5 protein-coding genes are annotated in these 13,290 nt (G+C 71.4%); all 5 read right to left on the reverse strand.

Features of this window, described 5'->3' with window-relative positions; all coding sequences use genetic code 11:
- Positions 1-61: 61 nt before the first annotated feature.
- Positions 62-2,224, reverse strand: coding sequence for a molybdopterin-dependent oxidoreductase (locus M446_RS32955; protein WP_012336423.1), 2,163 nt, complete (start codon positions 2,222-2,224; stop codon positions 62-64).
- Between the two features lie 422 nt (positions 2,225-2,646).
- Entirely contained in the window at positions 2,647-3,852 is a 1,206-nt protein-coding gene (locus M446_RS32960; protein WP_012336424.1) for a pyridoxal phosphate-dependent aminotransferase, read from the reverse strand.
- Positions 3,853-4,105: 253 nt separating this feature from the next.
- Positions 4,106-6,418 carry a 1,4-alpha-glucan branching protein GlgB gene (glgB, locus tag M446_RS32965; RefSeq protein ID WP_012336425.1) on the reverse strand — a complete coding sequence of 771 codons (2,313 nt, stop codon included), beginning with the start codon at positions 6,416-6,418 and terminating at the stop codon, positions 4,106-4,108.
- On the reverse strand, positions 6,415-9,681 hold the full coding sequence (gene treS / locus M446_RS32970) for a maltose alpha-D-glucosyltransferase (protein WP_012336426.1): 3,267 nt from the start codon (positions 9,679-9,681) through the stop codon (positions 6,415-6,417). The genes glgB and treS overlap by 4 nt, the downstream gene beginning before the upstream one ends.
- Positions 9,682-9,845: 164 nt before the next feature.
- Positions 9,846-13,214 (reverse strand): maltotransferase domain-containing protein, encoded by a 3,369-nt coding sequence (locus M446_RS32975; RefSeq protein ID WP_012336427.1) that lies wholly within the window; start codon positions 13,212-13,214, stop codon positions 9,846-9,848.
- Positions 13,215-13,290: the final 76 nt, after the last annotated feature.

Below are 13,290 nucleotides of genomic sequence, written 5' to 3' on the forward strand. Positions count from 1 at the left end.
TCGGGGCGCGGCGCCGCGTTCGCGGGGCGCCCCACCCCGCCGGGGGCGGGGCGCCGTCGCCTCAATTGACGCGCGAGACCTCGACGAGGTTGTCGGAGAACGAGGGCGCATGCCCCATGTCGGTGAAGGCCGACGACGAGATGCTGTTCACCGTGCCCTCGTTGAGCTGGCGCCAGTAGCCGAGCGTGGCCACCACGATCCCGGACTTCACGTCGTCGGTGACGCGCGCCACGCCCTTGAAGCCGCCGCGGCCGTTGGCGACCCGCACGCGGTCGCCATCCACGATGCCGCGCGCCTCGGCATCCCGGGGGCTGATCATCACGAACTGCTCCCCCTGCCCCTTCTGCTTGTCCTCCATGTTCGCGTAGCAGGAGTTCAGGAAGTAGTGGCTCTTGGGCGAGACGATGTTGAGCGGGTAGCGCGCGGCGAGTGCGGGGTCGCTCGCGGGGGACTCGCGCGGGCCGAGATAGTCGGGCAGCGGGTCGAGCGCCTCGCCGGGCTGGAACCCCTCGTACATTTGCCGGAACGGCGGGGCGACGAAGTTCGTGGCGCCCTCGACCTTGAACATGCACTTGCCGGTCGGCGTCGGGAAGTTGCCCTCGCGGTGCGGCGCCCGGTCGTCGGGCGTGCCGACCTTCAGCCGGGCGAAGCCGTGCTCGCGCAGGTATTGCAGGTCGATGCCCTCGCAGGCCGGAGAGTTCCAGTCGACGTAGTGCTCCAGGCACTCCGCGTCCGACCACTTGAAGTTCTCCTCCTCGAAGCCGAGCCGGGCGGCCAGCCTCCGGAAGATCTCGTTGTTGGGAATGGCCTCGCCGGGCGCTTGCGCGCACTTGGTGTTGTAGGTCAGGTAGAGGTGACCCCAGGAGAGGATCATGTCCTCCATCTCGGCGCCCATCGCGGCCGGCAGCAGGATGTCGGCGTAGGAGGCCGTGTCCGAGATGAAGTGCTCGGCCGAGACCAGGAACAGGTCCTCGCGCATCAATCCCTCGACGATCTTGTCGGTCTCGGGCGCCTGGGTGACCGGGTTCGAGTTCCAGCACATCATCGACATGATCGGGGGGTCGAGCTTCAACTCGCCGGTGAGCGCCCGACCGATCTGCAGGTTGCTGACGACGCGGGTGCCCTCCGGGATCAGGTCGGGACGGCAGATGACGTCGAACTTGTAGGGATGCTCCCAGACGCCGAACTGCGTGATGCCGCCGCCGACGTGGCGCCACGCGCCGGTGAGCGCCGGGATGCAGGCGACGGCCCGGATGGTCTGGCCGCCGCCGTAGTGGCGCTCCAGCGCCACGCCGATGCGGATGCCCACCGGCTGGGCGGTCGCCATCTCGTAGGCGAGCTTGCGGATGTCCTCGGCCGGGACGCCGGTGATCTCCGCGGCCCATTCCGGCGTGCGCGTGCGCGCGCGCTCCTTGAGATCCTCGAAGCCGATCGTGTGGTTGTCGACGTAATCCTGGTCGACGAGGCCCTGCGCGATGATCGCGTTGATCAGCGCCATCGCCAGCGCGCCGTCGGTGCCGGGCTTCGGTGCGATGTGCCAGTCGGCCCCCTTGGCGGTGCGCGAGGCGTAGGCGTCGATCACGACGACCTTGGCACCCTTCTGCTGGGCGTCCTTGACGATCGCCCAGTGGTGCAGGTTCGTGCTGACCGAGTTGCAGGCCCAGATGACAATGTACTTGGAGTGGATGTAGCTGTCCGGGTCGAGGCCCGCGGTCGGGCCGACCGTGAGCAGCCAGGCGGTGCAGGAGCCCTCACCGCAGAAGGTCCGCTCGGTGACGGTGGCGCCCAGGCGGTTGAAGAACGCGTCGCCGCCGTTGAGCCCGTGCACGAGCCCCTGGTTGCCGAGGTAGCTGTAGGGGGCGATGGCCTGCGGGCCGTAACGGTCGATGATCGCCCTCCACCGGGCGACGATCGTGTCCAGCGCCTCGTCCCAGGTGATGCGCTCGAACTGCTTCGAGCCCTTCGGGCCGACCCGGCGCATCGGGTAGAGAAGACGGTCCGGGTGGTAGTGGCGCTTCTCGTAGTCCTTCAGCTTCACGCAGAGGCCGCCGCGGGTCATCGGGTGGTCGGGGTTGCCGCGCACGCCGAGGAGTTCGCCGTCCTTCACCTCGAACAGCATCGAGCAGGTGTCGGGGCAGTCGTGCGGGCAGCCGCCGAAGAAGGTCCCGGTCCGGCTCTCGGACTCGGCGCCGATCAAGGAATCGGGGTCGACGATCTCGTTCATGTTTCCTCCGCGGTCGAGCGCACAGCCTTCTTGTTCTTGGCGGGCCTGCCCGGTGCGGTGCCAGGATGCACTGATTGTCGGGCAAGTCCAAATGCGCGTTCGATCAGACGGCCGCCCCGGCGCGGGAACCGGGGCCGGCGCGGCGCGGAGCGGCACGCGGGAGCCGCGGCCGGGCGCCGGCCTCGCGAGGAGCCTGCCGTCCTGCGGGCGGGAAGACCGAGCGGCGCGCGGCCCGGCACAGCCCCGCGCCCGCCCAGGTGCACCCGCCCAGGTGCACCCGCCCAGGTGCACCCGCCCAGGTGCACCCGCTCAGGTCGGGGAGGGGCCGCTCCTCCCGGGGCGCGGTCCCTCGCGTGCCGGCCGCGCATCTGGACCGTGGGGGCTGCACCGCACCGCGGTGCGGACCGCGACCGCCCCGCCCATCAGCGGGCGAGCACCGGGGCGAGCCGCCGCACCGCCTCCTCCAGGTCGGCGGCGCCGCGGGCGAAGCAGAGCCGCAGGAAGCGCTCGCCGCCCGGGCCGAAGGCGGTGCCCGGGGCGACGCCCACATTGGCCTCGTCGACGAGGCGCATGGCGAGGCGGCGCGCATCGGGCTCGGCGGGAACCCGCGGGAAGGCGTAGAAGGCGCCGGCCGGCGGCGGCAGTTCGACGCCCGGCAGCCGCCCCAGTCCCTCGACCAGGATGCGCCGCCCCTCGCGGGCCTGGGCGATCTGGCCGGCGACGAGCGCCCCGCCCTCGCGGATCGCCGCCACGGCCGCGTGCTGCAGGAACGTCGCCACGCCGGAGGTCCCGTAGAGGACGAGCCCGTCGACGATCCGCCCGAGCGCCACCGGTCCTTCGAGCCAGCCGATGCGCCAGCCCGTCATCGCCCAGTTCTTCGAGAAGGTCTGGACGAAGAGCAGGCGGTCGCGGTCCTCGGGCTCCCAGACGTCGCGGAACGAGGGCGCGCGCCCGAGGGCCGCGTGGGCCGGGTCGAAGCTGAAGCGCCCGTAGATCTCGTCGGCGATGATCCAGAGGCCGTGGCGCCGGGCGATGGCCAGGACGGCGCGCAGGTCGTCGCGGCTCGCGGTCCAGCCGGTCGGGTTGGCGGGCGAGTTGAGCACGATGGCGCGGGTCGCCGGCGTGACCGCGGCGGCGAGGCGCTCCACGTCGAGGGCCCAGCCGGAGGCCGGGTCGAACTGCATCGGCACCATGACGCGGCGGGCGCCGTGCGCCGCGATGGCGCCGAAGAAGTTCGGCCAGGTCGGGGTCGGGATCACGACCTCGTCGCCGGGGGCGGCCGCGATCGCGAGCGCCACCTGGAACGCCTGCATGCCGCCGACCGTGACGAAGATCCGCTCGGGCTCCGCCGGGCCGCCGTAGACCGCCGCCACGTCATCGGCGATCGCCTCGCGCAGCGGCGGGATGCCGAGCATCCTCGTGTAGAAGGTGTGCCCGTCCCGGATCGCCCGGGCGGCGGCCTCGCCGATGAAGGCCGGGGTCGGCCGGTCGCCCTCTCCCACCCAGAGCGGGATCAGGCCCTCGCGGTCGGCGCCGTAGGCGATCAGTTCCCCGATCCCGCTCGGCAGGACGCCGGCCGCCGCGGGATTCATCGGCGGCATGAGGGCGGGCACGGGGGTCGGGATCATGGGCGCGGCTCGCGGCAGGGAGGGACGACCCCCGAGCCATGCCCTCCCGGGCCGCCCGACTCAACCCTCATGCGCGCGCGGGCGCCCCGCGGCCGGGGAGAGGCGACGCGCCCGCGAGAGCCCCCGCGGGGATCATCCGAAATCCGACGGATTGCGTCGCCATCTCCCATTTCGGCCATGCGGATGTCGGCTCCGCTCACGCGCCGCGCGGGCTCGTCAGACGCTGTCCGGACGATCACGTCCGGACAGCGTCTCAGCCCTCGCGCACCAGGATCACGGTCCCCAGCGGCGGCAGCGACAGGGTCAGCGAGCAGGATTGCCCGTGCGAGGGGTCGCAGGACGCCTCCAGGCCCCCGTAATTGCCGACGTTGCTGCCGCCGTAGGCGGCCGCGTCGGTGTTGATCGCCTCCCGGTAATAGCCCGGGGCCGGCACGCCGATGCGGTAGCCGTGGCGGGGGATCGGGGTGAAGTTCGACACCACGATCGCGACCTGCCCCGCCTCGCGGCCCTTGCGGGCCCAGGCGATCACGCTGTTGTCGGCATCGTCCGCCACCAGCCACTCGAAGCCGGCCGCCTCCGTGTCGCGGGCGTGGAGGGCCGGCACCGCCGCGTAGAGGTGGTTGAGGTCGCGCACGAGGTCCTTGACGCCGCGATGGAACGCGTCGTCGAGCAGGTGCCAGTCCAGGCTCTGGTTGTGGTTCCACTCCCGCTCCTGGCCGAACTCGCCGCCCATGAACAGCAGCTTCTTGCCGGGATGGCCCCACATGAAGCCGAAATAGGCGCGCAGGTTGGCGAATCTCTGCCAGCGGTCGCCCGGCATCTTGCCGATGAGCGAGCCCTTGCCGTGCACCACCTCGTCGTGGGACAGCGGCAGGATGAAGTTCTCCGAGAAGGCGTAGAGCAGCCCGAAGGTCAGGTCGTTGTGGTGGTAGCGGCGGTGCACCGGGTCCTTCGAGATGAAGCGCAGGGTGTCGTGCATCCACCCCATGTTCCACTTGAAGCCGAAGCCGAGCCCGCCGGTATAGGTCGGGTGCGAGACGCCGGGCCAGGAGGTCGATTCCTCCGCCACCGTCATGGTGCCGGGGGCGTGCGCGTAGGTCGCCTCGTTGGTCCGGCGCAGGAAGTTGATCGCGTCGAGATTCTCGTTGCCCCCGTACTGGTTGGGGATCCACTCGCCGGCCCGCCGCGAATAGTCGAGGTAGAGCATGGAGGCGACCGCGTCCACGCGAAGCCCGTCGAGGTGGTACTCCTCCAGCCAGAAGCGGGCATTGGCCGCCAGGAAGGCCGAGACCTCGGTGCGCCCGAAATTGTAGATGTAGGTGCCCCAATCCTGGTGGAAGCCCTGGCGGGGATCGGCGTGCTCGTACAGGTGGGTGCCGTCGAAGAGCCCGAGCCCGTGCGCGTCGAGGGGGAAGTGGCCCGGCACCCAGTCGAGGAGGATGCCGAGGCCCGCCTCGTGGGCGGCGTTGACGAACTCGCAGAAATCCTCGGGCGAGCCGAAGCGGCTGGTCGGCGCGAAGAGCGAGACCGGCTGGTAGCCCCAGGAGCCGTCGAACGGGTGCTCGGTGATGGGCAGGAGCTCGATATGGGTGAAGCCCATCTCCTTGACGTAGGGGATCAGCCGCGCCGCGAGTTCCCGGTAGGTGAGGTAGCGGTTCCCCTCCTCCGGCACCCGCGCCCAGGAGCCGAGATGCACCTCGTAGATGCTGATCGGGCTGTGGCGGTGGTCGGCCTTGCCGCGGCTGCCCATCCAGGCCCCGTCGCGCCAGCGCGGCTGCGGCCGCCCGTTGAGGCGCGAGGCGGTCTCGGGCGGCTGCTGGGCCGCGAAGGCGACCGGGTCCGCCTTGAGCGGCAGGACCGCGCCGTCCGGGCCGCGGATCTCGAACTTGTAGTTCGTGCCCTTGGGCAGGTCGGGGATGAAGAGTTCCCAGACGCCGCCGTCGTGCCACAGGCGCATCGGGTGGCGGCGCCCGTCCCAGTCGTTGAAGTCGCCGACCACGCTGACGCGCCGGGCATTGGGCGCCCAGACCGCGAAGCGGAAGCCCGGCACGCCGCCGATCGTGTCCGCCTGCCCGCCGAGCACCCGCTGCACCGCGTCGTTGCCGACGTCGCGCAGGAGCCCGATCTCGGCCTGGTTCAGCGTGGTGCCGAACTCGTAGGGGTCGCGCCGCAGCCGCTCGGTGTTGTCCCAGGCCTCGACCGCGATGCGGTAATCCGGGCGGCCCTCATGCGCGAAGGCGCCGACGAAGAAGCCGGCCGGGTGGCGGCGCTCCATCTCGATCCGGGCCTCGCCGAGGATCAGAGCCGCGGCGCGCGCCTCGGGCAGCACGGCCCGCACCTCCCACCGGCCGGGCGAGACCTCGTGCGGACCCAGGACCGCGAACGGATCGCCGTGGCCGGCCGCCATGATCGCCTCGACGGCGTCCGGGTGGAGCCCGGCGTGGCGGGCCGGCACGGCGGGGCGGGGCGCCTGGCCCGGCGCGTCCGGGGCGGCCGCGAAGGCGGCCGCAGGAATCGTCCGGGAGGGCGGGGCCGGCGGGCGGGCGCGGGTCGCGTCAACCGTCATTCGGGCACCTTTCTCATCTGGTCCAGCAGGGAGAGCACGCCGCGGGCCGGAATCTCGATCCAGTCCGGGCGGTTGTTGGCCTCGTAGTCGATCTCGTAGAGCGCCTTGTTCAGCAGGCAGAGGCGCAGCAGGCGCTCGTGAGTGACGTCGTCCGCGACGGCGGCCCGGCTGCCGCGCACGGTGTGCCCGTAGGCCTCCAGGAAGGCGCCCTCGATCAGGCCGCGCCAGGCCGCGACCGCCGCGACCGTGCGGTCCTCGGCCTCGGCGAAGCGGGAGACGATCTCCCGGGTCACCGTCTCGCCGCCATACGCGAAGGAGCGCAGCACGCCGGCGACGTCGCGCAGCGGCGTCGCCTTGGCCCGCCGCTCCTCGACCGGCCGGGACGGCTCGCCCTCGAAGTCGACGATGATGAGGTCGTCCTGGGAGGCGAGCACCTGGCCGAGATGGTAATCGCCGTGGATGCGGGTCTTGTGGGCCCCGACCGGATCGAGGCGCCCGAGCCGGGTGATCAGCGCCTCGATCTCCTCGCGGGCGGCGAGGATCGCCGCGGCCGCCTCGCGGGCGCTCGCGGAGGCCGTGGCGGGGATGCCCGCGACGCCGCGCATCGCCTTCTCGCCCTGGCGGCGGGTATCGGCGACGAGGGCGGCGAGGTCCTCCGCCGTGAAGGGCTCGGCCGCGAAGGCCGGGTCGTCGGTCTCCATCGCGAAGGCGCGGTGCATCTCGGCGGTGCGCTGGCCGAGCAGGCTCGCCCAGCGCAGGTGGGTGCCGAAGACCTCCTCGGGCGCCTGCGCCTCGCTCTCGGGCACGAGCACGATCGCGTCGAGGTCGCGGCGCAGGTACTCGCGCATCAGCGCCCACGCGTCGCCCTGGTTGCGCACGAAGGCCTGCAGCAGGGCGAGCGCCGTGCGGGTGCCGTCCCGGCCGACATGCTCGACCGTGCCGAGGAGCGCCGGCGTGTTGCGGAACCCCGTCACCTCGGTGAGGAAGCGGCCGACCTCGACCTCGGGATGGGTCCCGGTCTGGAGGCGGCGCAGGAGCTTCAGCATCAGCCGCGAGCCGAAGGCGATCGAGGTGTTGCTCTGCTCGGCCGAGAGCCGGCGGATGTCGGCCGGGTCGAGGTCGAGATCCGGGTCGAAGAGCGAGGTGGCGCGGAATTCGAGCCGCCCCTCCTCGGAGGGCAGGTCGCGGCCCTCCCGCATCCCGTCGACGACCGCGAGGGCGAAGTCCGGCGAGGAGGCCGCCCCGTACAGGAGGCCCATCCGCGGCCCGCGCCGCACCCGCGCGACGGCGTGGTCGAGGAGCGCCTCGTCCTCCCGGCCCTCGTCCACCGCGAGCGGCGTGAAGTATTCCTGGCGCTCGCCGCTCGAGAGCGACACGGACAGGCGCGGCAGCAGGTAGCCGCTCCGGCCCGAGCGGGCGGGCAGGACGGCGCTGTCGACGACCTGCACCTGCCGGATGCGCGAGCCCTTGGCCCCGAACCAGCGCCGCGAGCCGATGAAGCGCGGCGCCACCGTGCGCTCGAAGGCCTGCCGCTCGCGGCCCTGGATCAGGGTCTCGACGCCCCCGGTGAGCACGAGGGTGAAGAGTTCGGGCGCCTCCTGGCGCGGCGCCGCCTCGGCGTGGCCCTGCGCCAGCTTGAACCAGTAGAAGCCGTAGGCCGGCAGCGTCAGCAGGTAGGGCAGGTCGCCGATCGGCGGGAAGGAGGTGCCGCCCGTGAGCTCCACCGGCACCGCCGTGCGCAGCTCCGAGAGGTCGAGCTGCACCGCCTGCGGCGCCCGCGAAAGGTTGGCGACGCAGAGCACCTTCTCGTCGTCGAACTCACGCAGCCAGGCCAGCACCTTGCGGTTGTCCGGGTAGAGGAAGCGCAGCGTGCCGCGGCCGAGCGAGCGGTGGTTGTTGCGGATGGCGATCATCCGCCGCGTCCAGTTGAGCAGGCTGGTCTGGGCGCGGCTATGGGCCTCGACGTTGACGGCGTCGAAGCCGTAGATCGGGTCCTGGATGGTGGGCAGGAACAGGCGCGCCGGGTCGGCGCGGGAGAAGCCGCCGTTCCGGTCGGGCGACCATTGCATCGGGGTGCGCACCCCGTCGCGGTCGCCCAGGTAGATGTTGTCGCCCATCCCGATCTCGTCGCCGTAATAGAGCACCGGGGTCCCGGGCATCGACAGCAGCAGGAACTTCATCAACTCGATCTTGCGCCGATCGTTCTCCAGCAGGGGCGCGAGGCGGCGGCGGATGCCGAGGTTGATGCGGGCGCGGCGGTCGGCGGCGTAGAAGCTCCAGAGGTAGTCCCGCTCCTTGTCGGTGACCATCTCGAGCGTCAGCTCGTCGTGGTTGCGCAGGAAGATCGCCCATTGGCAGCCCTCCGGGATCTCCGGCGTCTGCCGCATGATATCGGTGATCGGGTGCCGGTCCTCCTGCGCGATCGCCATGTACATCCGCGGCATCAGGGGAAAGTGGAACGCCATGTGGCACTCGTCCCCGTCGCCGAAGTACTGCGCGGTCTCCTCGGGCCACTGGTTGGCCTCGGCGAGCAGCATGCGGTCCGGGTAGCCGGCGTCGAGGGCGGCGCGGATCTTCTTGATGACGTCGTGCGTCTCGGAGAGGTTCTCGCAGTTCGTGTCCTCGCGCTCGATCAGGTAGGGGATCGCGTCGAGGCGCAGGCCGTCCACCCCCATGTCGAGCCAGTAGCGCATCACCTCGATCACCGCCTCCAGCACGCGCGGATTGTCGAAGTTCAGATCCGGCTGGTGCGAGTAGAAGCGGTGCCAGTAATAGGCCTTGGCGACCGGGTCCCAGGTCCAGTTCGAGGCCTCGGTGTCGAGGAAGATGATGCGCGTGTCGCGGTACTTCTCGTCCGTGTCGGACCAGACGTAGAAGTCGCGCCACTTGGAGCCCTTGGGGGCGCTGCGGGCGCGCTGGAACCAGGGGTGCTGGTCCGAGGTGTGGTTGATGACGAGCTCGGTGATGACGCGCAGGCCGCGCTCGTGCGCCTCGCGGACGAAGCGCCGGAAATCGCGCATCGTGCCGTAGGACGGGTTGATGCCCTTGTAGTCGGCGATGTCGTAGCCGTCGTCCCGCAGCGGCGAGGGGTAGAACGGCATCACCCAGATCGCCGTCACCCCGAGGTCGCGGATGTAGTCGAGCTTGGCGGTCAGGCCGTCGAAGTCGCCGATGCCGTCGTTGTTGGCGTCGAAGAAGGATTTGACGTGGACCTGGTAGATGATGGCGTCACGGTACCATTGCGGATCGCTGCGATCGATCATCGCGTCAGAGCCTCGTTCGACCGGGTTCCGTGCGCCGCGCGGGGACGGTCTCGTCCCGCATGAGCGCCTCTCGCCGGGAGGGAGTTCGGGAAACGACGGGTGCGGGTCGGCTCAGGGCGGGGGCCGCCGCGAGCCGCGAGCGGGTCGTGCTGCCACGCGCGGCCTCAGACCGCAACCCGGCGCAGCCGCCAGATCACGACCGAGCGCTCGGCCGGGTCGAGGGCGATGCGGTGGGTCCTGCCGCGCAGCTGGAACTTGTAGCCGAGCAGCAGGTCCTCGACCTCGACGGCGCCGTCGTCCGGCAGGCCGAATTCCCAGAGCGGCACGTCGTAGCTGCATTCCTGCCGGTTCCTCGGGTCGAGATTGACCATGACGAACACCGCGTTGTCCCGCTCCGGCGTCGCCCGCAGGTAGGCGAGGATCTGGTCGTTCCAGGCCGGCGTGAACACCACGTTCCGGAAGTCCCAGAGCGCCGGATTCTCCCGGCGGATGCGGTTGAGCTTGATGATGTGGTCGCGGATGTGGCCGGGCCGGTCGTAGTCCCAGGCCTTGATCTCGTACTTCTCGGAATCGAGGTATTCCTCCTTGCCGGGGATCGGGGTGCCCTCGCAGAGCTCGAAGCCGTTGTAGATCCCGTAGACGCTCGACAGGGTGGCGGCGAGCGTGCCGCGCACGATGAAGCCCGGCCGCCCGCTCGTCTGCAGGTAGAACGGGTTGATGTCCGGCGTGTTGGCGAAGAAGTTCGGGCGGTAGTACTCGCCCATCTCGCCGGCGAGTTCCTCGGAGTAGCTGGTCAGCTCCTGCTTCGTGTTGCGCCATGTGAAGTAGGTGTAGCTCTGCTGGAAGCCCGCCTTGGCCAGCTTCTTCATCATCTTCGGCCGGGTGAAGGCCTCGGCGAGGAAGAGCACGTCGGGGTAGCGGTCGTTGATGTCGCGGATCATCCAGTCCCAGAACGGGATCGGCTTGGTGTGCGGGTTGTCGACCCGGAAGATGCGCACCCCCAGCTCGACCCAGACGAGCACGGTGTCGCGCAGCGTCAGCCAGAGCGAGGGCAGGCTGCCCTCCCGGTAGAAGTCGACGTTGACGATGTCCTCGTACTTCTTGGGCGGGTTCTCCGCGTACTTGATGCTGCCGTCCGGGCGCCAGTCGAACCATTCCGGGTGCTGCGCGATCCAGGGATGGTCGGGCGAGCACTGGATGGCGAAGTCGAGGGCGACCTCCATGCCGTGGGCGTGGCTCGCCGCGACGAGGCGGCGGAAATCGTCGAGCGTGCCGAGCTGCGGGTGGACCGCGTCGTGGCCGCCCTCCTCGGCGCCCACCGCGTAGACCGAGCCGACGTCGCCCTCGCGGGCCCTCAGCGAGTTGTTCTTGCCCTTGCGGTTCTTGCGGCCGATCGGGTGGATCGGCGTGAAGTAGAGCACGTCGAAGCCGAGTTCGCGGATCGCGGGGAGCCGGGCGATCACGTCGTCGAAGGTGCCGTGGCGGTTCGGGTCGCCCGATTGCGAGCGGGGGAAGATCTCGTACCAGGCGGAGAAGCGGGCCGCGAGCCGGTCGGCGAACACTTCCAGCACCACCGGGTAGCGCGAGAGGTTCACCTTCTCGGAATTGCGGTGGATCAGGCGCTGGTGGTCCAGGATGCGGCGGCGCTGCGCGTCGGAGCCCGGCGCGTCGGCGTCGAGGGCGGCGACGAGGCCCCGCAGCGCGTCGGCGTCGCTGCCGTCCGCGAGCTCCGCCGCGCGCCGGACCAGGGCAACGCCCTCGATGGTCTCGAGATGCACGTCGACGCCCGCGAGGCGCTTCTTCTCCAGGCCGCGCAACCAGGACGAGAAGTCGTCGCGCCACGCCTCCACCGTGTACTCGTAGCGGGCATTGCGCAGGAGCGGGAAGGAGCCGCCCCAGCGGTCGTTGTCGATGAACACCATCGGGTCGCGGCGCCACTCGCGCTCGCCGGCCAGCCGCGACAGCACCGCCGCGTTGATGACCTCGTGCCCGTCCGTGAAGATGTCGGCCTCGACCCGCAGGCGCTCGCCCACGACCCGCTTGACCGCGCAGCGGCCCCCGTCGATCTCCGGCGACACCGCCTCGATGACGACGCGCCCCTCCCCGCCCGGCTCGGATTTGCGCCGCTTCGGCGGCACCTGGGCGGCGATGCGCCGGGCCGCCAGGATGTGGACGGCGCCGGGGGGCAGGTCGACCGAGACGTCCGGCCGGAAGGGGAGCGGCGCCGCCTCGGGCGTGAGGTCCTCGAAGGGCCCGAGCTCGCCCCCCGTGCGGGCGATGAGCGGGCCGGGATCGACCGCGACGGCGGCCTCGCCCGGGTTGAACAGCACGATCACCGCGTGGTTCGCCGAGCCCGGATGGCCGGTATCGAGGCGCAGCAGCGCCACGTAGGACGCGTCCGGCGCCGAGAGCCGCCACTGCGCGCCCTCGACGTTGGCGGCCGGCAACTCGGCCCGCAGGCGGTTGACGGCGCCGATGAAGCCCGAGATGTCGATGCCGCTGTCCGGCTCGCGGGAGGCCGGGCTCGTCTCGACCACGTGGAGCGGCTGCCGGTAGCCCCACTCGTAGCCGATCGGCATCAGCACCCCGGCCGAGAAGAAGGCCGCCAGCGCGTAGCGGGTCTTGAGCCGCCGCGCCACCGCCTCCGGCCCCCCCGCCACCCCGGCGGCGAGCCGGGCCATGTCGTGATTCTCCGGGAAGGCGATCGAGGGCGCGAGGATGCGCAGGCGGTCGTACTGCTCCAGCGCCCAGGGCGCCTTCAGGTCCCACCACGCGAAGCTGTTGAACAGGTAGTCGAAGCCGGCGCCCGCGGTGGCGCGGGCCTCCTCGAAGGTGCAGCCGAGCGTCTCGGCCGCGAAGAGCACCGCGTGGTCGCGGCCCTTCGCGGCGCCGATCAGCGCGCGCCAGACCTCCGGGGGCACCTTGTAGGCGGCGTCGCAGCGGAAGCCCCGCACGCCGAGCCCCTGCAGCCGGGCGACGTAGCGGTCCCAGAACCCGGTCAGCGCGGCGCGCGGGCCCTCCGCGTGGTAGTCGAACTCGGCGAGGTCGCCCCAGACCGTCACCTTGCTCGGGTCGTCCGGGTCGACCGCGGCCGGGCTCACCGGGGTGCCGGTCGCGTCGCGCAGGAAGAGGTCGGGCCGCTCGCGCACGAGGCGCCCGTCATTGGCCGCGTGGTTGACGACGAGGTCGGTCATCACCCGCAGGCCGGATTCGGCCGCCGCGGCCACGAAGCGGCGGATCTGCTCGTCGTCCGGCGCGCCGTCCGGGTCGCGGAAGCGGTCGTCGAGCCGGTCGGGATCGGCCACCGCGTAGAGCGAGCCCGAGCCGCCGGTCTGGTGGAACGGGTTGAGGTAGACCCAGTCGAACCCCATCGCGGCGATGCGCGGCAGCTCCGCGGTCCAGTCCCGCACCCGCCCGACGAGGAGCGGGAACAGGTTGTAGATGCGGGGGCCCGTGGCGGGCGGCGCGAGGGTGGCGGGCAGCGGCGTCACGGCGCGCTCGGCGGGCGTGGTGCTGGTGCGGGGTGCGTTCATCGGACCGATCCTGCCTGCAACCTCTCTGGAGCCTCGCATCGTGTGCCGCACGGCCGCGACGCCGCCGTGACCTTGG

The organism is Methylobacterium sp. 4-46 (genome assembly GCF_000019365.1).
Lineage (GTDB): Bacteria > Pseudomonadota > Alphaproteobacteria > Rhizobiales > Beijerinckiaceae > Methylobacterium.

Excerpts from the sequence above, each read along its gene's own strand:
- M446_RS32955 (WP_012336423.1), bottom strand. The coding sequence starts at position 2,224 with ATGAACGAGATCGTCGACCCCGATTCCTTGATCGGCGCCGAGTCCGAG.
- M446_RS32960 (WP_012336424.1), bottom strand. The coding sequence starts at position 3,852 with ATGATCCCGACCCCCGTGCCCGCCCTCATGCCGCCGATGAATCCCGCG.
- glgB (WP_012336425.1), bottom strand. The coding sequence starts at position 6,418 with ATGACGGTTGACGCGACCCGCGCCCGCCCGCCGGCCCCGCCCTCCCGG.
- treS (WP_012336426.1), bottom strand. The coding sequence starts at position 9,681 with ATGATCGATCGCAGCGATCCGCAATGGTACCGTGACGCCATCATCTAC.
- M446_RS32975 (WP_012336427.1), bottom strand. The coding sequence starts at position 13,214 with ATGAACGCACCCCGCACCAGCACCACGCCCGCCGAGCGCGCCGTGACG.